Genomic DNA, 26,195 nt, shown 5'->3' on the forward strand with positions numbered 1-26,195 from the left:
CAGCAATGAGAACAACAATAGAGAGTGTATCCAAAGTGGCTTTGCTGTTTTGCGCCAGCGCCCTCAGTCAGGCGTGGGCAGTGGCAACCCTGCAGGAGATCAAGGTCAATCCGCTGCTTGCCGATCAATTGCTGGTGGAGCTCAGTTTCAGTGAGCCGGTCACGGGCTTTACCGATCGTCTCTCTTACCAACCCAATCAGCTATTGTTGCATGTTCCCGGTGCGGTAGGGGCGCTGAAAGTGAACCCGCTGCCGATCCAGCGTCTGGGGGTAGATAATATCAAGGTTGAGGGTAAGGGCGCAGGTCTGGATATCAAGATCGCACTCGATCAGCTTGCTCCCTATCAGGTGCAGCAACAGGGGAACAAATTACTGGTGTCATTGGGCGAGGGGGCCTCTTCCGGGCTCATCAATGGTGAGAGCGCGCTGATTGCACCCGCAACCTCGGCTACTCCTGTGCCAGCGCCCTCTGCGATGGTGGCCACACCCTATCCTTCGGCACTGCTCAATCCTCAGGTCGTCGCACGGTCGATGCCTGTTGCGCCCGTGACTACGCCGGTAGCCACACAGCCTGCCAGCAAGCCGGTGCTCAACAACTATCAAAGCAATGGGAGCGGCGCCTATTTCAACACGGTTACCGGTGTGGATTTTCGTCGTGGTAAAGATGGCCAGGGGGAGTTTCTGGTCACGCTGGATAACAGCTCCGCCGCCGTTGATGTGAGCAGCCGCGGCCAGACCGTACTGGCCAAGTTTCATGGCACTCGGGTACCGGATGGCTTGCTTAATCTGATCAATGTGCAGGATTTTGCAACGCCGGTCTCACAGGTTGAAGTCTCCCGGCAGGGGAGCGATACCCTGTTTGAACTGTCGATCAATGGTCAGTTTGATTACCGTTACGATCAGGCAGACAAGCTCTTCATTATCGAGGTGAAAAAGCGGACGACGGCCACGGCATCAAAGCAGTATCAGGGCAAGCCCATCTCATTGAACTTCCAGGATATTCCGGTCCGTACCGTGCTGCAGCTGATCGCTGATTTCAACAATCTCAACCTGGTAACCACAGATTCGGTAGCAGGCAATATTACCTTGCGTCTGGATGGGGTGCCGTGGGAGCAGGCGCTCGACATTATTTTGAAGGTGCGGGGTCTGGATAAGCGGTTGGATAACAACATCTTGTTGGTAGCGCCTGCAGAAGAGATCGCAACACGCGAGAAGCAACAGCTGGAGAGCCGCAATCAGGTCGCAGATTTGGCGCAGCTCTATACCGAGTATCTGCAGATAAACTATGCCAAGGCCTCGGAAGTGGCGGCCCTGCTCTCTTCCGAAAGCACCAAGTTGCTGTCACCCCGTGGTGCGGTGAGCGTGGATGAGCGAACCAACGTGTTGGTGGTCAAGGATACCGCCGATGTCATCAGCAGCATCAAACGGATGCTCGATATTCTCGATATTCCGGTCAAGCAGGTGGTTATCGAGGCGCGGATGGTGACCATTGATGACGGCTTTGATGAAGCGCTCGGGGTGCGGTGGGGTGTGACCAAAAACGATGGTCATGGCAACAGTACGTCCGGTTCCATAGCGGGGAATGATGGCTCTGGTAACAACAATGGTGGTTCGACAATTACCAGACCGACAGCAGACGATCGGTTGAACGTCAACCTGCCGGTGACCAATGCGGCCGGTACTTTAGCCTTCCAGGTCGCCCGTTTGGCTGATGGCACCTTGCTGGATCTCGAGTTGTCGGCGCTGGAAAAAGAGAGCAAAGCCGAGATTATCGCCAGTCCGCGCGTGACCACTGCGAACCAGAAACCGGCGCTGATCGAGCAGGGTACCGAGATCCCCTATGTGGAGTCCTCTTCCAGTGGCGCTACCTCGGTTACCTTCAAAAAGGCGGTATTGAGCCTGAAGGTTACTCCGCAGATCACCCCTGACAATCGGGTGATTCTCGACCTGACCGTGACCCAGGATACCAAGGGTGAAACGGTACCGACCGGTACCGGTGATGCGGTTTCCATCAACGCCCAGTCCATCACCACTCAGGTACTGGTGAACAATGGCGAGACGCTGGTACTGGGCGGCATCTATCAGCAGACCATCAAGAGCGATGTGACCAAGGTGCCGCTGCTGGGTGACATTCCCGGATTGGGGGCCTTGTTCCGCAAGACCACCAGCGAGAACAAAAAGCGGGAGTTGCTGATTTTCGTGACGCCCAAGATAGTCACCGACGCCTTCTGAATGCTTTACATGTGAGGGTAAAACACATATAACCTTACGCCCCAATGAGGCTGGGGCGTAAGGGCTGCGGTTGCCAGTCCCGATATCTATTGAGATAATCCCCCTCCTGATCCATCGCAAGATAAGGTTCATAGGTACCCCGATCCAGTATTCATCGGGGTCGTACAGTTTGTAATTACTAACGAAAAGACATGGCTGAGAAACGCAATATTTTCCTGATAGGTCCCATGGGTGCGGGCAAGAGCACCATAGGTAGACATCTGGCAGAACAACTGCATATGGAGTTTTTCGACTCAGATCATGAGATTGAGCGCCGCAGTGGTGCTGATATCGGCTGGGTGTTCGATGTTGAAGGCGAAGAAGGTTTCCGGATTCGCGAAGAGAAGGTGATCGGCGAATTGTCAGAGCAGCAGGGTATCGTGCTGGCGACGGGTGGCGGTGCCATCAAGAGTCGCGAAACCCGCAACAAGTTGTCTGCTCGTGGCATCGTGGTCTACCTCGAAACCACTATCGAAAAGCAGCTGGCGCGCACACAGCGAGACAAACGCCGCCCTCTGCTACAGACCGAAGAACCGGCACGCGAAGTGCTGGAACGTCTGGCACAAGAGCGCAATGCCCTGTATGAAGAGGTTGCCGACTTTGTTGTGCACACCGATGACCAGAGCGCAAAAATCGTTGCCAATCAAATTGTAAAGCTGATCGGTATGTAATCTAGAGGACGTCCATGGAACGGTTGAAGGTCGAACTGGGTGAACGCAGCTATCCCATCGAGATAGCTGCCGGGTTGTTGCAGCGCCCTGAGGCGCTGGTATCGACCATCAAGGGCAAGCGGGTGATGATAGTGACCAACACGGTCGTTGCTCCGCTTTATCTTGAACGGGTAACCGCTCTGCTGTCGGGTTTTCAGGTTGAACACCTGATCCTGCCTGACGGCGAGGCGTACAAGAACCTGGCGACCTTTGAGCAGATCATGTCTGCTCTGCTTGAAACCAACCATGGGCGCGATACGACACTGATCGCTCTGGGGGGCGGCGTGATCGGGGATGTGGTGGGCTTTGCGGCAGCAAGCTATCAACGTGGCATTCCTTTTATCCAGATCCCGACCACTCTGCTCTCCCAGGTTGACTCCTCTGTCGGCGGTAAAACCGCTGTCAACCACCCCCTCGGCAAGAACATGATTGGGGCTTTTTATCAGCCCAAACAAGTTGTTATCGATACTGAATGTCTGAGTACCTTGCCCGCCCGCGAATTTGCCGCAGGGATGGCCGAGGTGATCAAGTACGGCATCATTTGGGATGCTGATTTCTTCAGCTGGCTGGAGCAGAACATGGTGCGTCTGCAACAGCTGGAACCTGCCGCGCTGGCCTACGCCATCAAACGCTGCTGCGAGATCAAAGCCGATGTGGTCGGTCAGGATGAGACCGAGCACGGCGTCCGTGCGCTGCTCAATCTGGGTCACACCTTTGGTCATGCCATCGAGGCCGAGCAGGGGTATGGCAACTGGCTACACGGTGAAGCAGTATCCGCCGGCACTATGCTGGCAGCCTGGACTGCGCAGGCCCGTGGCGATATGAGCGAAGCGGACGTTGCGCGTGTGCGCGCTCTGCTGCTGGCCGCCAATCTGCCCATTCATGCGCCTGCCGAGATGGATTTCGCCGCCTTTATTCGCCATATGCGCCGTGACAAGAAGGTGCTGGAAGGCAAGCTGCGTCTGGTGTTGCCGGTTGGCATCGGCCATGCGCAGGTGGTGGGGGATGTGTCCGATGCCGAGTTGCTGGCGGTGATCGAGTCTGGTCGTGACGAATAAACTGCTAAAACTTCCTTCCCAGCGGCAGCTGGTTGACCGGCTGCTGCATCTGATTGAATTCAATCACCCTTTCATTTTTCTCTCCGGTAAACCCGGTTGTGGTCGCGGTACCCTGTGCGAATCCCTGCTCGGCGTGTTGCCTGAAAAAGTGCGGGTGGTAAGCCTGATTGGTACACCTGCCATGAAGATGGTGGATGTGCGTCAGCTGTTATTGCCACAGGTAGTGGCGCGCCCGCTCTTCAATCCACAGGATGCCCTGGCGGAGAGCTTCTTTCGCATGCTGGAGGGGAGCAAGCCTGCCACCCTGCTGCTGCTGATAGAGCGGGCTGATCAGTTGCCAGCCGAATTGCTGGGAGAGTTGTGGGCGATCATCCGTCATAACGATACCCTGGCGGCTCCCCATCAGCTGGCCATTATCGTCTCGGGCAGTGACGTCTGGTGTCGTACCCAACGACCGCAGCTCAAAGGGCGTGCCATGCCAGCCCTTGAGCTGGAAGTGCCGCCACTGAGCCCGCCCGAGCAGCGCATCTTCTTGTATGAGAAAGCCAAAGAGCTCAAGATCCCGGCGACCCTCTTGCCCAAGCCGCAAGTGGAGGAGATCCTGAAAACGGCGAACGGACATCCGTCCACCATCATGCAGTTACTGGAGGATATCATGACCGACAGAAGGCCCAAGAAGCGTCAGGCGGAGTTGCCTGTCAAGAAGATTGCCACCGCTATCGCGCTGGTCGCTGGCGGCCTGCTGGCGTTGAGCTACCTGCTGCCTGCGCTGTTTGACAATGAAAGCAAACCGGCACTGCAGGATCCGGCACAGAACACGGCATTGCCGATCCCGGTAGCGGGAGGCGATCCCCTCACCGCTGGCGGTTCGAATACAGATTCCGCTGCACAAGGCGCGCAAAACAGCGATGCAGCCAGCAATCCCAATGGGGTTGTGAAAGATTGGCAGCCGGAGGCGAAAGTGCTGCCAAAGTCGGTAGAGAGCGAAACTGTGACCACCGAATCAACCAATTACGAAGGGCGTCGGGTGGTGATCTCTGACGAGGTCGTGCAAAAGCTGATGACCGAACCCAAGGTGAGCGGCGCACTGCCTACTGACGTGGTGGACGAGCTGACCGGCAAGAACCCGAGTGGCACAGCCCCCAGTGGTGCAATCGCAACCACGGCGCCAGCCAGTACCTCCAAAGCACTGAATCCGGCGACAACCGCAACGCCTGCTGCTACCACCAAAACAGCCAGCAACGAGCCGGTTGCCGCGCCAGCACCCAAAGTGGCCCTGACACCGGTCGCCACCTTGAACAAGAAGCCGCGCAACCACTACAGCGTTCAGCTGATGGGGGCGAGCAACACCAAGGCGGTGGATCAATTTGTCGCCGAGCATGGTCTGGCGGGCAAGGTCTGGGTCTATCAGACCAAATTCCGTGGCAGCCCCTGGTACGTTGTGCTGCAAGGGGATTATGCCGGTCTGACCCAGGCCAAGAGTGCCATTCGCAAGCTTCCGCCAGCCTTGCTGAAAGGCCAGCCCTGGCCCAAGTCGTTTGCACAGGTACAAAAAGAGCTGAAGCAATAGCCTTGATACCGGATAAGGGGGTAGAATCGTCCCCCTTTTTGGGTCTTGCCTTCTTACACACCGGATTTCCATGAAAAAAACACGCGCTTTTTTAAAATGGGCCGGGGGAAAATACTCCCTGGTTGAAGAGATTGCCGAGCGCCTGCCGGCCGGGCGTGTGTTGCTGGAGCCCTTCGTCGGGGCCGGGTCAGTGTTTCTCAACACTGACTACGACGCGTATGTGCTCAACGACATCAATCCGGATCTGATCTGCCTGTACAACCACCTCAAGCTGACGCCGGACAGTTTCATTGCCGAGGCGCGCAAGCTGTTTGTGGCAGAGCACAACCACAAGGCGGCCTATTACCGGCTGCGTACCCAGTTCAATCAGACCGAGACCACCTTCGAGCGGGCACTCTTGTTCCTGTTTCTCAACCGTCACGGTTTCAACGGACTGTGCCGCTACAACAAGAAGGGCGGCTTCAATGTGCCGTTTGGTTCCTACAAGAAGCCCTATTTCCCGGAAAAAGAGCTGTGGGCCTTTGCCGAAAAGGCGCAGAAGGCGACCTTTATCTGCGAGAGCTACGCCGATGCCATCAAGCGTGCCGAAGAGGATTGGGTTATCTATTGTGATCCACCCTATGCGCCGCTCTCCACTACGGCGAGCTTCACCACCTATGCCTCCGGTGGGTTTACCCTGGATGATCAGGCGATCCTGGCTCGACTGGCCCGCCACACAGCGGCTCACAAAGGGGTGCCGGTGCTGATCAGCAACCACGATATTGAGCTGACTCGTGAGCTTTATCGCGGTGCCCGCCTCGACGAAATCTTGGTCAAGCGCACCATCAGTCGCAACGGCGGCACCCGCAACAAGGTGGCCGAGTTGTTGGCGCTCTATCCCCCAGGAATCGAACCGGAGCAGGGCTACTATCCCAGCGACAGTGAACTGCTGCCACTGACGTAACAGACCATGCGGCGCCCAGGGGCGCCGTTTTTTATGGGCAAGTCCGCGCCCGTGCCGATGTCCTATAACCCGGGTTGCTGGGGGAGGGGAGGTGATTGCCCCATTTACCCCGCATTCGAGTCGTTTTCGCCCGCCTTTTACGTTAAAATTGCGCCGCTTTTTCTCCCTGGCTGCCAATGGATGATGCTGATGAAAGACTTTCTGATTGCCCCCTCGATCCTCTCTGCCGATTTTGCCCGTCTGGGTGATGATGTAGCCCAGGTACTGGCTGCCGGTGCCGACGTGGTTCACTTCGACGTGATGGACAACCACTATGTCCCCAACCTGACCATTGGCCCCATGGTCTGTCAGGCGCTGCGTGACTACGGTATCGAGGCCCCCATCGACGTGCACCTGATGGTCAAGCCGGTGGATCGCATCATTCCCGATTTTGCCAAAGCCGGTGCTTCCCTCATCACCTTCCATCCGGAAGCGTCCGATCACGTTGACCGCTCTTTGGGCCTGATCAAGGAGATGGGCTGCCAGGCGGGTCTGGTGCTCAATCCGGCTACCTCGCTCTCCTGCCTCGAATATGTGATGGACAAGCTGGATGTGATCCTGCTGATGTCGGTCAACCCGGGCTTCGGTGGCCAGAGTTTCATCCCCGGCACCCTCGACAAGCTGCGTCAGGTACGTCGTCTGATCGACGAGAGCGGCCGCGATATCCGCCTCGAGATCGATGGCGGGGTGAAGGTCGACAACATCCGCGAGATCGCCGAAGCGGGCGCCGACATGTTTGTCGCCGGCTCTGCCATTTTCAGCCAGCCTGACTACAAGGCGGTGATCGATAAGATGCGTGCGGAGCTGGCTCATGTCACACGCTGAGCGCGCATTTGATTTGGTGCTGTTTGATCTGGACGGCACCCTGATTGACAGCGCCGCCCAGCTGGCGCTGGCAGTCAATCTGACTCTGGCAGACCTCGGTCTGGCGCAGGCCGATGAAGCGGTGATCCGTACCTGGGTTGGCAACGGCGCCGACAAGCTGATCCAGCGGGCGCTCGCCTATCGCGAGGCCGATCCCGAGCTGTTTGCCAAGGCCAGACCGATCTTTTTCCAGCACTACAACGCCTGCCTGCTGCAAGGGCTGGCGATGTATGACGGGGTGGCGCAGAGTCTGCGCCGTCTGCAAAGCTTGGGCTACAAGCAGGCGATTGTTACCAACAAGCCGAGCGATTTCGTGGCCCCTATCCTCGATGCCCTTGGCATCAGCGATTGTTTCGAACTCTGGCTTGGTGGCAACTGCGTGCCAGTCAAGAAGCCGAGCCCGGAGCCCTTGCTGCACGCCTGCCAGGAGTTGGGGGTGAGCCCGGCTCGCACCCTGATGGTGGGCGACTCAGAAAATGACGTGCTGGCGGCCAAGGCGGCTGGCATGAAGGTGGTGGGTCTTACCTACGGCTACAACTATGGCCGCCCCATCGCCGACTCCCATCCAGACTGGGTATTCGAGCAGTTTGCCCAGCTCGATGCACTTTTGGTCTAATAGCGCAGCTGGGCTGGCTGAATAACAAGGATTAACACTCTCATGACTAAACCAATCGTATTGAGCGGAGCGCAACCCTCCGGTCAACTGACCATCGGCAACTACATGGGGGCCCTGCGTCAGTGGGTCAACATGCAGGATGAGTTCGACTGCCTCTACTGCATTGTCGATCTGCACGCCATCACCACTCGTCAGGACCCGGCTGCCCTGCGCAAAGCTTGTCTGGATGCGGCCGCCCTCTATCTGGCGGTCGGTATCGATCCCAAGAAGAGCACCGTCTTCATCCAGTCTCACGTACCGCAGCACGCCGAGCTGGGCTGGATCCTCAACTGCTATACCCAGATGGGTGAGCTGTCGCGCATGACCCAGTTCAAGGACAAGTCCACCCGTTTCGAGAACAACGTCAACGTCGGCCTGTTCGGTTATCCGGTGCTGATGGCCGCTGATATTCTGCTCTATCAGGCCAATCAGGTACCGGTCGGCAACGACCAGAAGCAGCATCTGGAGCTGACCCGCGACATCTGCACCCGTTTCAACAATCTCTATGGTGAGGTATTCACCATGCCGGAGCCCTTTATTCCGACTGAAGGGGCGCGGGTGATGAGCCTGCAGGATCCGACCAAGAAGATGTCCAAGTCGGATGACAACGAGGCCAACTTCATCGGCCTGCTGGAAGATCCCAAGCAGATCGTCAAGAAGATCAAGCGTGCGGTGACCGACTCCGACGAGCCGGCGGTGGTGCGTTTTGATCCGGAAAACAAACCGGGTGTTTCCAACCTGCTGACCCTGATGTCCGGGGTGACGGGTCGCTCCATCCCCGAGCTGGAGCAGCACTTCGAAGGCAAGATGTACGGTCACCTCAAGACCGAAACCGCCGAAGCCGTGGTTGCGCTGCTGGAACCGATCCAGGCCCGTTTCCACGAGTTGCGTCAGGATGAGGCCCATCTGATCGCGATTCTGGCAGAAGGAGCACAAAAGGCGCGCGAAAGAGCTGAAAAAACCCTGACCAGCGTATATGATGTAGTCGGCTTCGTTCCTCGAGCCTGACATACTGGGAAGGTGTAGTAGAAGAGAGCTGGGTATTTGCCTGGCTTTCTTTATTTTCTGCCTAGCTATTTTGTTTAATTTCTTTATTTCAACCTGGGTAATATCCCCAAGAGAAAGCATGCCTGTTCAACCAACTATTTCTGCTGAAGAGCTGAGTGACAAAGGTCACTGGCTACGTAAATTTCGCAAGGCGAAAAACCTCAATACCCTGCAGTTGATGGTCTCCAATGCCATCGACAAGCACCATAAAACCCCTGCCGTTGCTGCCGCCATCTATCTGGCCGAGTGTCAGCGTGAACGGGAAATGGAACAGGGTCGTTATCTCGATCGTTAATTCTCCGCTGTTGGTTATCTCATGCTGTTGTTGATCGATAACTACGACTCTTTTACCTGGAACCTGGTGCAATATTTCGGCGCCCTGGGACAAGAGGTTGTGGTCAAGCGCAATGATGAACTGACGCTTGATGCCATAGCGCAGCTCTCCCCCCGTTTTCTGGTGATCTCCCCCGGTCCCTGTACGCCCAATGAGGCGGGGATCTCTCTCGATGCCATCAGCCACTTTGCTGGCAAGCTGCCCATTCTCGGCGTCTGTCTCGGTCATCAGTCGTTGGCGCAGGCCTTCGGCGCCCGCGTAATACGTGCCCGTCAGGTAATGCACGGCAAAACCTCGCTCATCCGCCATCGCCATGAGGGGGTGTTCAAGGGGCTCAACAACCCGCTGAGGGTGACTCGTTACCATTCACTGGTGGTGGAGCGCGACACGCTGCCCGACAGCTTCGACATCACCGCCTGGAGCGAGCATGCCGATGGCTCGTTTGACGAGATCATGGGGCTGCGCCACAAGACGCTCCCTGTCGAGGGTGTTCAGTTCCATCCGGAGAGTATTTTGAGCGAGCAGGGCCATCAGTTGCTGGCCAACTTTCTGGCGCGTTCATAAAAAAGTTGTGATCGCCTTCTCAAGTTCGAGAGAAGGCAAAAAAAATTTCCCTGACACTTTATTCACCCCCTCTCCTGCCCAAATTATCTCTTGCCAAGCCCCCCTGAGTCGTTATGCAATGCGGTTGCCTAAAATCTCAAGAGCAATCGAACATTGTTCCTTATAGGCCGTCTTGTTACAGACTTTTTACTTTATTTCTGTGATAATCCCGCTACGTTTACACGGATTTAACTTTTGGGCGGTGGATTATTCTGTCGCCGAATCGAAGGAGAGCTATATGTCAGAGTTGTTGGCAGTGACACGTGAAGTGTTTGATGAAGTGATGGTTCCCAACTATGCGCCCGCCAAGATCATCCCGGTGCGTGGTGAAGGGTCACGTGTCTGGGATCAGGAAGGGCGCGAGTATGTCGACTTCGCCGGTGGCATCGCCGTCAACGGTTTGGGTCACTGTCATCCCAAGCTGGTCGAGGCCCTGAAAACCCAGGGCGAGAAGCTGTGGCACCTCTCCAACGTCATGACCAACGAGCCGGCCCTGCGTCTGGCCAAGAAGCTGGTTGCCGCCACCTTCGCCGACAAGGTCTACTTCTGCAACTCCGGCGCCGAAGCAAACGAGGCTGCCCTCAAGCTGGCTCGCCGCTACGCCATCGAGAAGTTTGGCGAGCAGAAGACCCAGATCATCGCCTTTAATCAGGGCTTCCACGGTCGTACCTTCTTTACCGTCAGCGTCGGCGGTCAGGCAGCCTACTCCGATGGCTTCGGTCCCAAGCCCGGTGACATTACCCATGTTCCCTACAACGATCTGGCGGCGCTGGCCGAGGTGATCTCCGACAACACCTGCGCCGTGGTGATGGAGCCGCTGCAGGGGGAGGGGGGCATCATTCGTCCTACCGACGAGTTTGCCAAAGGGGTGCGCGAGCTGTGCGACAAACACAATGCCCTGCTGGTGTATGACGAAGTGCAGTCAGGGGTCGGCCGGACCGGTGATCTCTATGCCTATATGGGTCTGGGCGTCACGCCGGACATCCTCACCAGCGCCAAGGCGCTGGGGGGCGGTTTCCCCATCGGCGCCATGCTGACCACCAACGAAATCGCCTCTTACTTGAAAGTGGGCACTCACGGCTCTACCTACGGCGGCAACCCGCTGGCCTGTGCGGTCGCCGAGGCGGTGATCGATGTGATCAATACCCCGGAGGTGCTGGCGGGCATCAAGCAGCGCGAGCAGCTGTTCCGTGATGGACTTGAGGCCATCAATGCCAAATACCACTGCTTTAGCGAGATCCGCGGCAAGGGTCTGCTGCTGGGAGCTGCCCTGAGCGAAGCCTACAAGGGACGCTCGCGCGACTTCCTGCTGGCCTCCATCGATCAGGGGCTGATGGCGCTGGTTGCCGGCACCAACGTGGTTCGTTTTGCCCCCTCGCTGGTGATCCCGGAAGCGGACATCAAGGAGGGGTTGGCCCGCTTCGAGAAGGCGGTTGCCCAGGTGGTTAACGCCTGATTGCAAATTGAGGTGGGGAGCTCTCCCGGCAGGAGCCGGGACCCCACCTGTCGTCAATGAAAGGGAGTTGTCATTTATGTTGGTTATCCGTCCCATCGAGCAAAAAGATTTTGCCGGGCTCAAGACCTGCGCCATCGAGTCCGGCACCGGCATGACCTCGTTGCCCGTCAACGATGAGCTGCTGCAGCGCAAGATCGATGCCTCTACCCAGACTTTTTCCGACAAGCCCGCCGGCAAGGGGGACTGCCTTTACTTCTTCGTGGCTGAGGATCTGGAGACCGGCGAGATGGTGGGCACCTGTGCCATCGATGCCGCGGTTGGCCTCTCCCAGCCGTTTTACAACTACCACATCGGCAAGGTGGTGCACTCATCACCCAAGCTCGGCATCTACAACGTCGTTGAAACCCTGACTCTCTCCAACGACTACACCGGCAACTCCGAGCTCTGCACCCTGTTCTTGCGCGAATGTGCCCGCGAGGGGCTCAACGGCCGCCTGCTCTCCAAGCACCGCTTTCTGTTTATGGCCGAGCACCCCGAGCTGTTTGACGAGACCGTCTTCGCCGAGATGCGTGGCGTCTCCGATGCCAACGGTCACAGCCCCTTCTACGAGTGGCTGCAAACCCATTTCTTCTCGATGGATTTTCCTACCGTCGACTATCTGACCGGCATCGGCAAGAAGCGTTTTATCGCCGAACTGATGCCCAAGTACCCCATCTACGTCAATTTGCTGAGCAAAGAGGCGCGGGCCGTTATCGGCCAGACCCACGAGAAGACCCGTCCCGCCATCAAGATGCTGCAGGACGAGGGCTTCGTGAACCGTGGTTACGTCGATATTTTCGATGCGGGCCCCACCGTCGAGTGCGACGTGAAGAATATTCGCAGCGTGCGCCGCAGCAAGAAGCTGCGGGTGCTGGTGGGCGAGCCCATCGGTGGTAAGACCCACTTTATCTGCAACAGCCGTTTCGAGCATTACCGCGCCTGCTACGGCAATATCCGGGTCGATCTCGACAAGCACGAAGCCATCATTCCGCCCAAGATGGCGGCGGCACTCAAGGTGCAGGATGGCGACATGGTGCGGGTGGTTGACCTCGATTGAGGCAAACAGGACAAGCAAATCGATTATCAGACAGGCAGCCGAGGTTGCCTGTCAGCGACAGGGAGTGAATGGATGAGCCAGTTAGTGCAATTTATCGACGGTCAGTGGCTTGCCGGTGAAGGCAAGCCGTTCGAGTCAACCGATCCGGCCAAGAACGAGGTGATCTGGCAGGGGGCTGCCGCCAGTGCGGCGCAGGTGGATGCCGCCGTCAAGGCCGCCCGTGCCGCCTTCTACCACTGGGCGGACATGAGCCTTGAGGATCGTCTGGCCATAGTGCGTCGTTATGCCGACCTGCTTGGCGAGCAGAAAGAGGCGCTGGCCCTGACCATCGCCCGTGAAACAGGCAAACCGCTGTGGGAGACCCGTACTGAAGTGGCCGCCATGCAGGGCAAGATTGCCATCTCCATCCGTGCCCACGACGAGCGCACCGGCACCGTTGAAAATGCCATGCCGGGCGCCAAGGCGTTTGTCCGTCACAAGCCCCACGGTGTGGTGGCTGTGTTCGGCCCTTACAACTTCCCAGGTCATCTGCCCAACGGCCATATCGTACCTGCACTGATCGCGGGTAACGCCGTGGTGTTCAAACCCTCCGAGCTGACCCCCATGGTGGCCGAAGCCATGCTCAAGGTGTGGCAGCAGGCCGGGCTACCCAAAGGGGTACTCAATCTGGTGCAAGGGGAGGTCGAGACCGGCAAGGCGCTGGCGGGCAATCCCGACATCGACGGCCTCTTCTTTACTGGTTCTTCCCGCACCGGTCATTTCCTCCATCAGCAGTTTGCCGGTCAGCCGGGAAAAATTTTGGCGCTGGAGATGGGCGGCAACAACCCGCTGATTGTTAAAGATGTGAGCGACATCGACGGCGCTGTCCATGCCATCGTCCAGTCGGCGTTCATCACTTCCGGTCAGCGCTGTACGTGCTCTCGCCGTCTGTTTGTCGAGCGTGGCGAGCGGGGCGATGCCCTGGTCAAGCGACTGGTCGAGGTGGTCGGCCAGATCAAGGTCGGCCTCTATGACGCCGCTGAGCAGCCTTTCATGGGTTCGATGATAAGCGAGAAGGCAGCACAGGGCATGGTCGAGGCGCAAGCCAACCTGCAGCGCCTCGGTGGCGAGAGCCTGCTTACCCTCAAGCACCTGGAAGCGGGCACAGGCTTTGTCTCCCCGGGCATTATCGACGTGACCTCAGTGAGCGCGCTGCCTGACGAAGAGTACTTCGGCCCGCTGCTGCAACTCATTCGCTATGATGATTTCGATGCCGCAATCGATCAGGGCAACGCCACCCGCTACGGTCTCTCGGCCGGTCTGCTGGGGGACAAGGATGCGGACTGGCACCATTTCTTCAAGCGGATCCGCGCCGGTATCGTCAACTGGAACAAACCCATCACCGGCGCCTCCAGTGCCGCGCCGTTTGGTGGTATCGGCGCTTCCGGCAACCACAGGGCAAGCGCTTACTACGCTGCTGATTACTGTGCTTACCCAGTTGCCTCCGTTGAAGACAGCAGGGCCGCTATGCCGGATCAGCTGTCTCCTGGTTTGACGTTTTAAGAGCAAACGGGGATGCCAATGCAGCAGAGATGGCTCAACGCCGCCGACTACTGTGTCATATCCCCGGTTGCCTCTGTCGAAGACAGCAAAGCCGCCATGCCGGATCAACTGTCGCCCGGCCTGCGCTTCTAATAACGACACGGGGCATCCAGCGGTGCCCCCATCTGTACCCGCAATCAAAGGAAAGAGAGATGCAAAAGGATATCGACACCCTGTTCAGCCATCTGTGGGACAACTACATCAAGGTGACCCCGAGCGCCCTCAAGGTGCACACCCTGCTGGGTGGCGGCGAGCCCATCGTCAACGATCACGTGGCGTTTCGTACCTACAACCTGCCCAAGCTGGGGCTGGAGAAGCTGGCAGCCCACTTCCTGGCGCTCGGTTACGAGCAGAAGGGCGAGTATGTCTTCAAGGCCAAGAAGCTCTACGCCAAGCACTTCGAGCATCAGGATCCGGACGCTCCCAAGGTGTTTATCAGCGAGCTGAAGGTGGAAGAACTCTCCCCAGCGGCGCAGGCCATCATCCACAAGCTGGCCGATCAGGTGCCCGATCATCTGACCGATACCCCGGCATTTCTCTACACCGGCGCCCCCTGGCAGGTCTCCTATGCCGACTACCAGACCCTGCTGGCGGAGAGCGAGTACGCGGCATGGATGGCAGCATGGGGCTATCGTGCCAACCACTTCACGGTCAATATCAACAAGTTGAAGGATTTCGACACCATCCATCAGGTCAATGCTGCGCTCAAGGCGGCGGGTTTTGTGCTCAACAGCGTGGGTGGCGAGGTGAAAGGGGACCCGCAGGTGATGCTGGAGCAATCCTCCACCATGGCCGACAAAGCAGAGGTGCCGTTCAGCGATGGGGTGCGTACTATCCCGAGCTGCTTCTACGAGTTTGCCCTGCGCTATCCGCAGGCGGACGGCGTGCTCTATCCGGGCTTTGTCGAGGCCTCGGCCGACAAGATCTTCGAATCGACGAATGCCATGTAACGGGAACCACCCTGTTTCAGTCGCAACGCCTCCTCGTCGGAGGCGTTTTGTTTGGCGCCGAGTGACGGTGGCGAGTGTTGTCTGACGCCGCGTGGGAAGGGGATTTGTACGGCGCCCAATCGGTAAAGGTTTGTTGATAAAAATGTGAAATAGATCACTTGATACGTCACAGATTGACGCTGGCGGTGGAGCAAAAAGGAGTAGAATGGCGCTTTATTTTTGCGGGGCCAATCGATGCCTAACTATCACTTTTTCAAGCAGGGTCAGGCGCTTACCTATCTAGATGCCAATGCACCCAGCTATAGCGATGAGCGTCGTCAACTGGTCGAACAGGGATTTGCCGCCATCGCCGCCCCCACCTTTGCAGATACCCCGGCCGAAGCCCTTGAGCTGCTTCGCACTCATCAGGCACTACAGGATGAGGCCAACACCAACGCCCTTTGTCTGACGGTTGCCGCTATTCCGGCGGTGATCGCAACTCTGTCCGGGCACTGACGTTGCCGCCATGCTCACGTGAATAAAAAATGGTGCCACTGTCATGACACCATTTTATCGGTTTGCCTGCGTGCCCTGAGCCGTTTAGCGCTGGTGCAGGTCACCTTCGATGACCAGCACGGTATCCATCCCTGCCGCCTTGCCTGCCTCAAGCCCGATCCGGGTGTCTTCAAACACCAGACAGTTGGCGGGATTGGCGCCGAGCAGCTCGGCCACCCGCAAAAAGGTGTCGGGGTGCGGTTTGTGGTTGGTGACATCATCGGCACTGACCACCACAGAGATATAGGCATCGAGCCCGGTGCTTTTGAGGATGGAGTCCGCCTGATTGCGCGGTGAGCCGGTGCCAATCCCCATCTTGACCTTGCCGTGATAGTGCCTGACCAGCTCCCACATCTTGGGAAAGACGCTGACCTTGTCGATATGTTCCATATAGAGGGCAATCTTGCGACGGGTAAAGGCCTCGACATCTACCGTCAGCCCCTGCTGCTCGGCCAGCATGGCGATGATCTTGCGGGTGGGAATGCCGCCATACTGATAGAGCTGATCCCGCTCGAAGGGGATGCCGAATTCGGCGCAGGTAAGCTCCCACGCATCCAGATGAAGGGGCATGGAATCTACCAAAGTGCCATCCATATCGAAAATCAGGGCATCATAGTGATCAAACCCGTACTGCTCACGCTCGCTCATGGGGGCTCCTCGAATCAAATAGAGCAGGCTAGCAGAAACGGTCGGCGTTTTGTGGGATCGGCCTCATGGTTGGGCAGATTGTGGCCGCCGTTTTTTCTATCTCTTGCTGATTTGTGAGACAATAATCCGTTCATTGCCGGATACTTTGGCATATCAGATCTGCGAGTCCGCTTATGACCTCGAAAATATCCCCCAAAACCATCTTCTCCAGTGTGGCGCTGGTGATCGCGCTTGGTTCACTGGAAAAGAGCATAGTCACCACCCCGCTGCCCATGATTGGCGCCGAGTTGCACGCCGGTGCCGCCCTCACCTGGGTGGTCACCGCCTACCTGCTGGCGGCTACCGCCGTGCTGCCCCTCTACGGCAAGCTGAGCGATCTCTTTGGCCGGGTGCGGATGCTCAATATCGGCATTGGCCTGTTTCTGGCGGGCTCGGTGGCCTGTGCTCTCTCTCAGGATCTGCCGACCCTGCTGGCTGCGCGGGTGCTGCAAGGACTGGGGGGCGGAGGTCTGATTGCCCTCGCGTTTACCGTGATTGCCGACACCATACCGCCGCGGGAGGTGGGCAAGTATCAGGGTTACATCTCGGCGGTCTATGCGGTCTCCAGCATCGCCGGCCCCTTGCTCGGCGGCTATTTCACCGAGCAGCTCAGCTGGCGCTGGATCTTCTGGATCAATCTGCCGCTCGGGGCGCTGGCGGTCTTTCTCATCAACCGCAACCTCAAGCAGCTCAACGTACGTCGCCACAGTCGCTTCGACTGGAAGGGGGCGGGTCTGCTGATTACCGTCACCACGCTCACCCTGTTGCTGCTCTCGCCGGAAGCGGCGCTGCCTGCCCTCTGGCTCTCGGCGGCGCTGGGCGTCGCGTTGTTGCTGCTGATTCTGATTGAGCGGCGTGCCCACGACCCCATTCTGCCTGCCCATCTGGCTCGGCTGCCCGGCTATCTGGTGAGCGTGCTGCTGGTGATGCTCTCCCAGTTGCTGATGTTTGCCGTGCTGGTCTATCTGCCGTTGCAGATGCAGTGGCAGAAGGGGTTGAGCGCCAGCGAGAGCGGGATGAGCATGGTGATCTTCATGATCTGCATCACCGCCGGCGCTTTTGTCGGTGGCAAGCTGATTGGCCGTACCGGTCACTACAAGAGCTTTGTTGCGGTGGGCTTTGGCCTCGCGGCGGTGGCGCTCTGGCAGATCCACTTTGATGCTTGGGTCAGACTGGCCCTCGGGTTTGCCGGTATCGGTCTGGGTCTGGTGCTGCCCGCCCTCTCGGTGGTGGTGCAAAATGCCCTGCCACGGGAAGATCGCGGCATCGGTATGTCGCTGTTCAACTTCGGGCGGGAGCTCGGCGGTGCTGTGGGTGTGGCCATCTGCTCCATGCTGTTCCACTTGCGCCTGCCTGCTGGCAGCGATGGCGATCTGAGCCGGCTCGCCCCCGATCTGCTGGCCCCGGGCTTCAGCGCGACCTATATCGGCATGGCACTGATCGCCACGCTGGCGCTGCTCATCACATTGCTGGCGTTGAAGCGCCATGAGCTGGCCTCCATCAGCGCCTGATCCGGCCTGCGCCGATATTGGCTCACCATAGCTAGCATCAGGGCTCCCCGCGGGGAGCCCTGATTGTTATTTGGCGAATAGCCTGGCTGTTGTCATCAAGCCATACGTGGCTTACTCCTGCGCCGGACTCTCCTTGCCTGCAAGTTGACTCAACCAGGCGAAGCGGCGGTTGGCCTCCTGCTCCGCTTCTTCATAGAGCTGGCTGGCCACCTCCGGCAGCTGGCGCTCCAACCGCTGGAAGCGGGGCTCGTGGCGCAAGGTCTCGGCCAGCGAGGCATTGGGGGCCCGCGAGTCGAGCGCCAGCGGCAATTTACCCTCGTCAGCGCGGCGCGGATCGAAGCGGTAGAGGGGCCAGAAGCCGGTGGCTGTCAGCTGCTTCATCTGCTCGTGGCTCTCGGCCATGTCGTATCCATGCTCCTCGCAGGGGCTGTAGGCGATGATGAGCGAGGGGCCCGGATAGGCTTCCGCCTCCTGAATCGCCTTCACCGTCTGGTTCATCTGGGCGCCGAGGGAGATTTGCGCCACATAGACGTGGCCATACATCATCACGCTGGCCCCGAGATCTTTGCGTGCCTTGCGTTTGCCCTGCTCGCCAAACTTGGTGATGGCACCGAGTGGCGTCGCCTTCGACTGCTGGCCGCCGGTGTTGGAGTAGCACTGGGTATCGAGCACCAGCACATTGATGTTCTCCCCCAGACTCAGCACATGGTCGAGCCCGCCAAAGCCGATGTCATAGGCCCAGCCATCGCCGCCGATGAGCCAGACCGATTTTTCCACCAGATAGTCCGCATCGCGAGCCAGCTCTTGGGCTGCCGGGGTCTGGCTCTCCTGCAGCAGCGCTCGCAACTGCTGGATATGGGCCCGCTGCTCGGAAACCGGCAGGGTGGCATCGCCGAACGCCTCGCGCAGCGCTGCCGGAATGGTGTCGCCCAGGCCCGCCAGCAGACGGCGCACCCGCTCCCTGTGCTGATCGACGGTGAGACGGAAGCCCAGTCCGAACTCGGCGTTGTCTTCAAACAGCGAGTTGGCCCAGGCTGGGCCGCGCCCGTCGGCGTTGGTGGTGTAAGGGGTGGTAGGCAGGTTGCCGCCATAAATGGACGAGCAGCCGGTGGCGTTGGCAATCAGTAGCCGATCGCCATAGAGCTGGGTCAGCAGCTTGATGTAGGGGGTCTCGCCACAGCCGGAGCAGGCGCCGGAGTATTCAAACAGCGGCGAGATGAGTTGGGAGGTGCGAATGTCGATGCGCTCCAGCTGCTCGGCGCTGCGCTCTGGCAGATCGAGGAAGAAGTCGTAGTTGGCCTTCTGCTCGTCGAGGTGATCGAGCCGTGAAGCCATATTGATCGCCTTGCGATCTGGGTTGCTGCGATCCTTGGCCGGGCACACCTCGACGCAGAGGTTGCAGCCGGTGCAATCCTCCGGCGCCACCTGCAGCACGTACTGCTGGCCGCGCATGTCACGGGATTTCACATCCAGCGCATCGAGAGTGGCGGGAGCAGCGGCCAGCGCATCCGGTTCCACCACCTTGGCGCGAATGGCCGAGTGGGGACAGGCGGCGACACAGTAGTTGCACTGGGTGCAGAGCTCCGCCTCCCAGATGGGGATCTCCTTGGCGATATTGCGCTTCTCCCAGCGGGTGGTGCCGACCGGCCAGGTGCCATCCGGCGGGAAGGCGGAGACCGGCAGGCTGTCACCCAGTCCCGCCAGCATGGCGGCGGTGACGGTCTGGACAAAATCGGGGGCCTTGGCCGAAACCACCGGCGGGCGGGGGCGGCTGGTAGGATCCAGCTCGCCAAGTTGCACCCGGGTCAGTGCGGCGCAGGTTGCCTCCAGTGCCATCCAGTTGCGCTCGACCAGTGTCTGCCCCTTGCTGCCATAGCTGGTGGCGATGGCTTGCTTCAGCAGGCTGGTCGCCTCTGTGGGGGGAATGATGGCGCTGAGCTGGAAGAAGGCCATCTGCATCACGGTATTGATGCGGTTACCGAGCTGGCAGTCGCGGGCAATTTTGGCGGCGTTGATGATGTAGAAGCGCGCCTCTTTCTCGCGCAGGGCGTGCTGTACCTCGCTGGGGAGGCGCTGCCAGATATCCGCTTCGCTGTAGGGGGTGTTGAGCAGGAAGATGCCGCCCGCCTTCAAGCGCTCCGCCATCCGGTACTTGTCGACAAACTGCCACTGATGGCAGCCGATAAAGTCCGCCTCTTCCACCAGATAGGCCGATTGTAGCGGCCGCTCGCCCACCCGCAGGTGAGAGACGGTGAGACCCCCCGCCTTTTTCGAGTCGTAGACGAAATAGCCCTGCGGATAGAGGTCGGTGTGGTTGCCGAGGATCTTGATGCTGTTCTTGGCCGCCGAGACGGTGCCGTCGCTGCCAAGGCCGTAGAAGAGCGCTTCCAGCTTGTGTGGCTGGCTGTGGAGGGGGCTTTGCGAATCCAGCGCTGCCAGCGGCAGCGAGAGACCAGTGATGTCATCGAAGATGCCGACGGTAAAGCGCGGGCGGGGGTTCTCTTGCGCCAGCTCGACAAATACCGCCAGCGCGCAGGCGGGGCCGAACTCTTTGGAGGAGAGGCCGTAGCGACCGCCGATAACCCGCGGCAGGCTTGCCCGCTCGCCCCGGCTGACCGCTTCGGCCAGCGCCGTCATTACGTCGAGATAGAGGGGCTCGGCCTGTGCGCCCGGCTCCTTGGTGCGATCCAGCACGGCGATGGCCCGGGCACTTTCGGGAATTGCGGCCAACAGGTGCTCGGCCGAGAAGGGGCGGAACAGCCGCACCTTCACCAGACCTACCTTCTCCCCTTGGGCCAGCAGGCGCTCGATCACCTCTTCACAGGTGCCGATGGCCGAGCCCATCAGCACCACAATCCGCTCCGCCTGTGGGTGGCCGACATATTCAAACGGCCGGTAGTGGCGGCCGGTCTGCTCGCCAAAAGCCTGCATCGCCTCGCTCACATGGCCATAGGCAGCGTCATACCAGGGGTTGCTCGCCTCCCGACACTGGAAGTAGGTGTCCGGGTTGGCGGCGGTGCCGCGAATGACCGGTTTGTCGGGGGTGAGCGCCCGGTCACGATGGGCACGGATGGCATCTGCGGGCAGCAGGGCACGCAGGGTGTTGTCAGTGAGCGGCGCTATCTTGGCGATCTCGTGAGAGGTACGAAAGCCGTCGAAGAAGTGGATAAAGGGGAGGCGGCTGTTGAGGCTCGCTATCTGGGAGATCAGGGCAAAGTCCTGCGCCTCCTGCACATTGCTGGCACAGAGCATGGCACAGCCGGTCTGGCGCACCGCCATCACGTCCGAGTGATCGCCAAAGATCGATAGCGCATGGGTCGCCACGGTGCGCGCCGCCACATGCAGTACGAAGGGGATGAGCTGACCCGCCAGCTTGTAGAGGTTGGGGATCATCAGCAGCAACCCCTGCGACGAGGTAAACGAGGTCGCCAGCGCGCCGGTCTGCAGGGCGCCGTGGACGGCGGCGATGGCGCCCCCTTCCGACTGCATTTCGACAACCCGAGGCACATCCCCCCACAGGTTCTTGCCCCGCTCGCTCGACCAGGCCGACGACTGTTCAGCCATGGCCGAGCTGGGGGTGATGGGGTAGATGGCGATGACTTCGCTGGTGCGGTACGCCACCGAGGCGACTGCGTTATTCCCGTCTGTGGTGATCATCAGTTTTCCACTTTGCTATGCCAGTTTGAAGGCCGATAGTTGCATCGGCAATGGATAGGTCGCAGGCATAGTAAGAGGGGCAATGAGAGCGTATCAAACGAGATAAATAATCAATTAATAAGTCAGTAATAGTGGTTAATTTAATCCCGTTGCGTGGGAGCGTGATTTTCTGCTGGTAGCCAACGTGGGGCGATTGACGGGCCATTGGTATGGCCCGTCAGCACGGGGTTAACCCTGATCCACTTGCAGCCAGATGGCGCACTGATAAGGGGCGAAGAGTGGCAGTGGTTCGCTTGGGTAATTGGCCAGCAGCAACCGCATCTTGTGTGTCACCTTGTCGAAGTGGGGCATCGGCAAGGGGTTCGCCGTGAGATTGGCGAGCAGCAGCAGGGTGTGCCGCTCTCCGCTGGCCGGATCCTGCCAGTGGCGGCGATAGCTGATGCGCTCGGGATCATCCCCATCCAGCAGCTCGAAATTGCCGTGGCGAACGACAGGGTGAGCCTTGCGCAGGGCGATGAGCTGGCGATAGCAGTGAAACGGCGAGTCGGGGCGGGCCAGCTGCTCGTCAGCATTTATCTCGACGTGGTTGGCATTGATGGCAATCCAGGGCGTGGTGGTGCTGAAACCGGCGTGGGGGCCAGCGTCCCACTGCATCGGGGGGCGGGCATTGTCGCGGCCGATGGTATCGAGCCGCCGACTCAGCTCGGCAGGATCCAGCCCTGACTGGCTGACGCGATAGTTGATGGCCTCCACATCGCGCAGCTCGCCCGGCTGCCAGTGGCGGTTGGTCATAGCCAGCTCCTCCCCCTGATAGATGAAGGGAGTGCCCTGCATCATATGCAGCACCATGGCCCACAGCTTGGCGCTGGTTTCCCGCCACTTTGGCCTGTCATCGCCAAAGCGGGAGACGGCGCGGGGCAGGTCGTGGTTGCCGAGAAACAGGCTGTTCCAGCCCTGACCGTGCAGCCCTTGCTGGTGGCGGGCCATGGCTCGCTTGAAGGCGAGGGGATCAAAGCGGGATGACCACTTGTCACTGCCCAGCCCCAGATGCTCGAAGTTGAACACCATGCTGAACTCGCTGCCGTCGTGGTTCGAATAGTTCTGCATATGGGCAAGATCGGCTCCCCAGGTTTCCCCCACCGTGATGATCCCCTTGCCGCCGAAGCTTGCGGCATTGAGCTCGCGGATATAGTCGTGCAGGCGCGGGCCGTTGCTCATGGCCAGTCGGTCCCACTCCTTGCTCACCATGTCGATCACATCGAAGCGAAATCCCTTGATCCCTTTGCCCAGCCAGAAGTTGATCACCTCTGCCATCTCGGCCCGCACCGCCGGGTTGTCCCAGTCCAGATCGGCCTGACTCGCGTCGAAGTTGTGCAGGTAGTAGCGATCAAGCGCTGGCACATACTGCCAGCCGCTGCCGCCAAAAATCGAGGTAACCGGGTGGGCATCGACAAAGGCTTGATCCCGGAATACGTAATAACCCTGATAACGGGGATCCCCGGCCAGTGCCTTTATAAACCACTCGTGCTCGGTGGAGGTGTGGTTGGCGACGATATCCATCATGATGCCGATGCCGTGAGCGGCCGCTTCGGCTATAAGCAGCTCCATCTCGGCCAGAGTGCCGAAGGCGGGGTCGATGGCACGGTAGTCCGCCACATCATAGCCGTTGTCCCGCTTGGGGGAGCGATAGATGGGGGTGAGCCAGAGCATATCGACCCCCAGGGTGGCCAGATAACCGAGGCGCTGACGGATGCCGTTGATATCGCCCATGCCGTCGCCATCGCTGTCCTGAAAGCTCATGGGGTAGATCTGGTAAATAACGCAGCTCTCGAGATCGATATCGGGCGTGTGGAGGGGATGCGGGTTCATCAGCGTGGCCGGTTGGGGAGGAGTTATTTCTATCTTACGCAGATGCGCGGGCCCTCGACAGGGCAGGGGAAGCCTTGAAAAGGGTTCCATAGTTGGCTGATTGCCAAAAGTGAGGGGAGGGTCACAAAGGTGCCATCCCGGGCCACGGCAATGGTCGGGATGACACGGCACTTAGCGCTGATACTCTGCAGGAATACAGGTTATTGAGCAGCCTTGGCCTGCTCGCTGCGCTGCTCCTGCTGGCGTTCTGCCTTCTCTTGTTGGCGCTCCGCTTGTGCTTCCAGCTCCTTGCCGAGGAAGTAGTTCAGGAAGGTGCGGATCACCGCGATGATGGCGAGGCGGATCAGCTCCTCCTTGCTCGGTGCGACCGTGGTGGCCAGGATGTCGGCGGCGAGCTGGAACTCCAGCGCCAGAATGAGCCAGCTGCCAAAACAGAGGCGAATGCGCGGAAAGCCGGGCTGGTGATCTCGCACTCTTGCCGCCAGCCAGAGGGTCTTGCCAAGCCCTATTACCACACAGGCGATGGAGATGATCTCCAGCAGCAGCTGGAACAGCTCGACCCCGTGCATCATCCCTTCTCTCAGGCTCGCTATATCAAACACTCGGGTCACCTCCCTGATTCAAAAGAGGACACTATTAACACATCGCTCGGCAAAGGCCAAATCAGAGTCTCCTGATAAGCAGTGAGAGCTGTTCAATGAGCTGACGCGCCGCGGGGCTGACTCCGGCCAGTTGGAAGAAGCCGTGTATAACGCCCAGTTGCCGCTGACAGGTAGCCGTGACACCGGCTTGCAGCAGTTTGCGATAGAAGGCTTCCCCCTCATCGCGCAGCGGATCATATTCCGCCGTTACGATATGGGTCGGCGGTAATCCTGACAGGGCTGGATGATGGAGCGGACTTGCTTCGGGGTGAGTGGCGGGCTGCTCCCCCAGATAGGCGTGAAAACCGCTTAACAGCATGTCGCGGGTGATGAGGTAGTCATCCCCTAGATGCCGATAGCTGTCACTGTCGCCCGCAGCATCGAGCATCGGATAGATGAGCAGTTGGGCTGCAGGCAAGGGTGCGCCTTGCTCCTTGAGTCGCAAGGTGGTGATCAGGGCGAGGTGGCCGCCGGCACTGTCGCCCGCAAGGGCAATCCTTGCCGGATCCCCATGCCATTTCTCCACATCGGCCATGATGGCGAGCGTAGCAGCCAGTGCGTCGTCGTGTGCTGCAGGATAGGTGTGTTCAGGGGCAAGGCGGGTATGTACCGCGAACACCAGTGCCTCGGCGCGATTGCACAGCATGCGCATCTGGCGGTCGTGAGTGTCGAACTCGCCACTGACAAAACAGCCGCCATGAAAGTAGATCAGGGCCGGATGGCTTGCACTTGAGGTTGGTGCTGGTTGATAGAGGCGAACGGAATAATGGCCATGTTGCCACTCTTCGACAGCGCCAACCTCCTCATGTTCACCACCCAATATGGCTGAAGCAAGATAGCCTTCACGCCGCTCCTGCCAGCTCAGGCTGCTCGCCTTGGGGCGGCCTGCGGCAATGAATTCTGCCACCATGGCCGCAATGGCCGGTTCAAGTTGTGTATCCATAACGCACCAATAACTGTATATAAAAACAGTTATTTTGCGCTTTTAGCAAAAGAGCGCAACCGGCGTTAGCTGAGGCAGCTCACAAAATCAGGCTTCAAGCAGCTGGAATTCAATCACATAGAGCGGCGGCAGATCGGGGTAGATGTCGCGGATCACATCTTTAAGCTCGGGGAGGGTCATGTTCTCCTGACGGGCATGCTCGTCATTCAGTTCATCGAAGGTGACCGCCTTGACCGAGAGCACCTCTATGGTGCCAAAGGGCTGGTGTTCAGGGTTGGTGAACAGCGCCAGACGTTGGCCGGGCTGCCAGTCGGCCTCGCTCTCGTCGCGGATGGTGATGGTCTTGCGGCCCGCCTGGATGTCGGCAACGAAGCGGCTGAAGAAGGTGAATTCGGGATAGGAATGAGCAGACATGGTGACTCCTGACTGGGTGAATCGAAATGAGGTGAATGGAAATCAAAGATCGAGATAGGCGCGCAGCTTGGCCAGATTGGCGATAACGGGGCCATCGCTGCCGTCGGCAACTATGCCCTGTTCGACCAGCTCCTTGAGGGCGCGGCGGTAGACCCGCTCTGTTGTGCCGAAGCGCGCTGCCTCGTGGGCCCGCTTGCGCGATCCCAGCATCGGAGTGCGCTGGCGCTCACGCCATAGCTCATAGGCGATGTTGTAGGCGATGGGGTGGAGCAGTCGGCTGGTGGTGATCTCCAGCGTATCGAGATAGTCGCTGGCGAGTGCGGCGGCGAAAAAGAGGGTCAACTCGGGTTCTGCCAGCAGCCGCTGGGCCAGCTTGTCGGCGCAGATGACCCTGGCATCCAGCTCGGTCTCGGCCACCACGTTCCACTGCACCGGGGTGGCGCTGAAGAACTCCATCTCGCCGAAGATCTGGCTGTGACACTCAATCTCGCCGAGCTGGAAGATGCGGCCCGAGTGGACGGCGCTATTGAGGGAGACCCGACCATGTTCGACCAGATAGAGCTGCTCGCTCTGCTCCCCCTGCCGCATGATCAATTCGCCCGGCAGGTAACGGCGCAGAAACAGGGTGCAGGCGTCGAGCGCCGCGGCAAAGCGGGGTTCAAGCTGCTGGAGTTCGGCGTGAAAACGGCCGAGGGGGTAGGGCTGTTGCTGCATGACTTGCCTGTCGCACCGGATGACGAGGGCCATGAGGCTAGCAAGAGTG

At 59.2% G+C, this 26,195-nt stretch carries 23 protein-coding genes; 16 read left to right on the forward strand and 7 right to left on the reverse strand.

Features of this window, described 5'->3' with window-relative positions; all coding sequences use genetic code 11:
* The first annotated feature begins 5 nt into the window (after positions 1 to 5).
* From AB5Y67_RS21280 to AB5Y67_RS21350, 15 genes are all read left to right on the forward strand, one after another.
* Positions 6 to 2,231 (forward strand): type IV pilus secretin PilQ, encoded by a 2,226-nt coding sequence (locus AB5Y67_RS21280; protein ID WP_064340842.1) that lies wholly within the window; start codon positions 6 to 8, stop codon positions 2,229 to 2,231.
* A gap of 191 nt (positions 2,232 to 2,422) precedes the next feature.
* Entirely contained in the window at positions 2,423 to 2,941 is a 519-nt protein-coding gene (gene aroK / locus AB5Y67_RS21285; protein WP_005335014.1) for a shikimate kinase AroK, read from the forward strand.
* A gap of 14 nt (positions 2,942 to 2,955) precedes the next feature.
* Positions 2,956 to 4,038, forward strand: coding sequence for a 3-dehydroquinate synthase (gene aroB, locus AB5Y67_RS21290; protein ID WP_021229792.1), 1,083 nt, complete (start codon positions 2,956 to 2,958; stop codon positions 4,036 to 4,038).
* On the forward strand, positions 4,028 to 5,608 hold the full coding sequence (locus tag AB5Y67_RS21295) for an SPOR domain-containing protein (protein ID WP_199416142.1): 1,581 nt from the start codon (positions 4,028 to 4,030) through the stop codon (positions 5,606 to 5,608). The genes aroB and AB5Y67_RS21295 overlap by 11 nt, the downstream gene beginning before the upstream one ends.
* Positions 5,609 to 5,678: 70 nt before the next feature.
* The gene (locus AB5Y67_RS21300) at positions 5,679 to 6,551 is read left to right on the forward strand and encodes a Dam family site-specific DNA-(adenine-N6)-methyltransferase (protein WP_005335008.1); all 873 of its coding nucleotides are present in this window, start codon (positions 5,679 to 5,681) and stop codon (positions 6,549 to 6,551) included.
* 189 nt (positions 6,552 to 6,740) lie between these two features.
* Positions 6,741 to 7,415, forward strand: a complete 675-nt coding sequence (gene rpe, locus AB5Y67_RS21305; RefSeq protein WP_064340845.1) for a ribulose-phosphate 3-epimerase — start codon at positions 6,741 to 6,743, stop codon at positions 7,413 to 7,415.
* Positions 7,402 to 8,070, forward strand: coding sequence for a phosphoglycolate phosphatase (locus tag AB5Y67_RS21310; protein WP_042082626.1), 669 nt, complete (start codon positions 7,402 to 7,404; stop codon positions 8,068 to 8,070). The genes rpe and AB5Y67_RS21310 overlap by 14 nt, the downstream gene beginning before the upstream one ends.
* A gap of 42 nt (positions 8,071 to 8,112) precedes the next feature.
* Entirely contained in the window at positions 8,113 to 9,117 is a 1,005-nt protein-coding gene (trpS, locus tag AB5Y67_RS21315) for a tryptophan--tRNA ligase (RefSeq protein ID WP_064340846.1), read from the forward strand.
* A 118-nt stretch (positions 9,118 to 9,235) separates the two neighbouring features.
* Entirely contained in the window at positions 9,236 to 9,451 is a 216-nt protein-coding gene (locus AB5Y67_RS21320) for a hypothetical protein (protein WP_005334997.1), read from the forward strand.
* Between the two features lie 21 nt (positions 9,452 to 9,472).
* Positions 9,473 to 10,054, forward strand: a complete 582-nt coding sequence (locus tag AB5Y67_RS21325; protein WP_199427303.1) for an aminodeoxychorismate synthase component II — start codon at positions 9,473 to 9,475, stop codon at positions 10,052 to 10,054.
* Positions 10,055 to 10,331: 277 nt separating this feature from the next.
* Complete coding sequence (locus AB5Y67_RS21330; protein ID WP_199427302.1) at positions 10,332 to 11,549, forward strand: aspartate aminotransferase family protein; 1,218 nt, start codon at positions 10,332 to 10,334, stop codon at positions 11,547 to 11,549.
* 76 nt (positions 11,550 to 11,625) lie between these two features.
* On the forward strand, positions 11,626 to 12,645 hold the full coding sequence (gene astA / locus AB5Y67_RS21335) for an arginine N-succinyltransferase (RefSeq protein ID WP_199427301.1): 1,020 nt from the start codon (positions 11,626 to 11,628) through the stop codon (positions 12,643 to 12,645).
* 72 nt (positions 12,646 to 12,717) lie between these two features.
* Entirely contained in the window at positions 12,718 to 14,187 is a 1,470-nt protein-coding gene (gene astD / locus AB5Y67_RS21340; protein WP_199427300.1) for a succinylglutamate-semialdehyde dehydrogenase, read from the forward strand.
* Between the two features lie 191 nt (positions 14,188 to 14,378).
* Entirely contained in the window at positions 14,379 to 15,176 is a 798-nt protein-coding gene (locus AB5Y67_RS21345) for a DUF1338 domain-containing protein (RefSeq protein WP_021229798.1), read from the forward strand.
* A gap of 234 nt (positions 15,177 to 15,410) precedes the next feature.
* Positions 15,411 to 15,671 carry a hypothetical protein gene (locus tag AB5Y67_RS21350; RefSeq protein ID WP_199427299.1) on the forward strand — a complete coding sequence of 87 codons (261 nt, stop codon included), beginning with the start codon at positions 15,411 to 15,413 and terminating at the stop codon, positions 15,669 to 15,671.
* Positions 15,672 to 15,755: 84 nt separating this feature from the next.
* Here the strand turns inward: AB5Y67_RS21350 and AB5Y67_RS21355 are convergent, their stop codons facing one another.
* A complete protein-coding gene (locus tag AB5Y67_RS21355; RefSeq protein ID WP_005334990.1) occupies positions 15,756 to 16,358 on the reverse strand; it encodes an HAD family phosphatase in 603 nt (200 codons plus the stop codon).
* Between the two features lie 173 nt (positions 16,359 to 16,531).
* Between AB5Y67_RS21355 and AB5Y67_RS21360 the strand changes: the two genes are divergently transcribed.
* A complete protein-coding gene (locus AB5Y67_RS21360; protein ID WP_190973269.1) occupies positions 16,532 to 17,908 on the forward strand; it encodes an MDR family MFS transporter in 1,377 nt (458 codons plus the stop codon).
* Positions 17,909 to 18,019: 111 nt separating this feature from the next.
* Here the strand turns inward: AB5Y67_RS21360 and nifJ are convergent, their stop codons facing one another.
* The 6 genes from nifJ to AB5Y67_RS21390 form a co-directional block, all read right to left on the reverse strand.
* On the reverse strand, positions 18,020 to 21,565 hold the full coding sequence (nifJ, locus tag AB5Y67_RS21365) for a pyruvate:ferredoxin (flavodoxin) oxidoreductase (protein ID WP_110302572.1): 3,546 nt from the start codon (positions 21,563 to 21,565) through the stop codon (positions 18,020 to 18,022).
* 228 nt (positions 21,566 to 21,793) lie between these two features.
* Positions 21,794 to 23,434 (reverse strand): alpha-glucosidase, encoded by a 1,641-nt coding sequence (locus tag AB5Y67_RS21370; protein ID WP_199427298.1) that lies wholly within the window; start codon positions 23,432 to 23,434, stop codon positions 21,794 to 21,796.
* A 200-nt stretch (positions 23,435 to 23,634) separates the two neighbouring features.
* Positions 23,635 to 24,036: a DUF1622 domain-containing protein gene (locus AB5Y67_RS21375; protein WP_168769844.1), complete on the reverse strand. Its 402-nt coding sequence runs from the start codon at positions 24,034 to 24,036 to the stop codon at positions 23,635 to 23,637.
* Between the two features lie 61 nt (positions 24,037 to 24,097).
* On the reverse strand, positions 24,098 to 25,018 hold the full coding sequence (locus AB5Y67_RS21380) for an alpha/beta hydrolase (RefSeq protein ID WP_110302570.1): 921 nt from the start codon (positions 25,016 to 25,018) through the stop codon (positions 24,098 to 24,100).
* Between the two features lie 87 nt (positions 25,019 to 25,105).
* Positions 25,106 to 25,432, reverse strand: coding sequence for a N(4)-acetylcytidine aminohydrolase (gene yqfB, locus AB5Y67_RS21385; protein ID WP_150389497.1), 327 nt, complete (start codon positions 25,430 to 25,432; stop codon positions 25,106 to 25,108).
* A 42-nt stretch (positions 25,433 to 25,474) separates the two neighbouring features.
* Complete coding sequence (locus tag AB5Y67_RS21390) at positions 25,475 to 26,146, reverse strand: Crp/Fnr family transcriptional regulator (RefSeq protein ID WP_150389496.1); 672 nt, start codon at positions 26,144 to 26,146, stop codon at positions 25,475 to 25,477.
* Positions 26,147 to 26,195 lie beyond the last annotated feature (49 nt).

The organism is Aeromonas sp. s12 (assembly GCF_040907925.1).
Lineage (GTDB): Bacteria > Pseudomonadota > Gammaproteobacteria > Enterobacterales > Aeromonadaceae > Aeromonas > Aeromonas veronii.

Coding starts and splice junctions, on each gene's coding strand:
- AB5Y67_RS21280 (WP_064340842.1), top strand. CDS start 6: ATGAGAACAACAATAGAGAGTGTATCCAAAGTGGCTTTGCTGTTTTGC.
- aroK (WP_005335014.1), top strand. CDS start 2,423: ATGGCTGAGAAACGCAATATTTTCCTGATAGGTCCCATGGGTGCGGGC.
- aroB (WP_021229792.1), top strand. CDS start 2,956: ATGGAACGGTTGAAGGTCGAACTGGGTGAACGCAGCTATCCCATCGAG.
- AB5Y67_RS21300 (WP_005335008.1), top strand. CDS start 5,679: ATGAAAAAAACACGCGCTTTTTTAAAATGGGCCGGGGGAAAATACTCC.
- rpe (WP_064340845.1), top strand. CDS start 6,741: ATGAAAGACTTTCTGATTGCCCCCTCGATCCTCTCTGCCGATTTTGCC.
- AB5Y67_RS21310 (WP_042082626.1), top strand. CDS start 7,402: ATGTCACACGCTGAGCGCGCATTTGATTTGGTGCTGTTTGATCTGGAC.
- trpS (WP_064340846.1), top strand. CDS start 8,113: ATGACTAAACCAATCGTATTGAGCGGAGCGCAACCCTCCGGTCAACTG.
- AB5Y67_RS21320 (WP_005334997.1), top strand. CDS start 9,236: ATGCCTGTTCAACCAACTATTTCTGCTGAAGAGCTGAGTGACAAAGGT.
- AB5Y67_RS21325 (WP_199427303.1), top strand. CDS start 9,473: ATGCTGTTGTTGATCGATAACTACGACTCTTTTACCTGGAACCTGGTG.
- AB5Y67_RS21330 (WP_199427302.1), top strand. CDS start 10,332: ATGTCAGAGTTGTTGGCAGTGACACGTGAAGTGTTTGATGAAGTGATG.
- astA (WP_199427301.1), top strand. CDS start 11,626: ATGTTGGTTATCCGTCCCATCGAGCAAAAAGATTTTGCCGGGCTCAAG.
- astD (WP_199427300.1), top strand. CDS start 12,718: ATGAGCCAGTTAGTGCAATTTATCGACGGTCAGTGGCTTGCCGGTGAA.
- AB5Y67_RS21345 (WP_021229798.1), top strand. CDS start 14,379: ATGCAAAAGGATATCGACACCCTGTTCAGCCATCTGTGGGACAACTAC.
- AB5Y67_RS21350 (WP_199427299.1), top strand. CDS start 15,411: ATGCCTAACTATCACTTTTTCAAGCAGGGTCAGGCGCTTACCTATCTA.
- AB5Y67_RS21355 (WP_005334990.1), bottom strand. CDS start 16,358: ATGAGCGAGCGTGAGCAGTACGGGTTTGATCACTATGATGCCCTGATT.
- AB5Y67_RS21360 (WP_190973269.1), top strand. CDS start 16,532: ATGACCTCGAAAATATCCCCCAAAACCATCTTCTCCAGTGTGGCGCTG.
- nifJ (WP_110302572.1), bottom strand. CDS start 21,565: ATGATCACCACAGACGGGAATAACGCAGTCGCCTCGGTGGCGTACCGC.
- AB5Y67_RS21370 (WP_199427298.1), bottom strand. CDS start 23,434: ATGAACCCGCATCCCCTCCACACGCCCGATATCGATCTCGAGAGCTGC.
- AB5Y67_RS21380 (WP_110302570.1), bottom strand. CDS start 25,018: ATGGATACACAACTTGAACCGGCCATTGCGGCCATGGTGGCAGAATTC.
- yqfB (WP_150389497.1), bottom strand. CDS start 25,432: ATGTCTGCTCATTCCTATCCCGAATTCACCTTCTTCAGCCGCTTCGTT.
- AB5Y67_RS21390 (WP_150389496.1), bottom strand. CDS start 26,146: ATGCAGCAACAGCCCTACCCCCTCGGCCGTTTTCACGCCGAACTCCAG.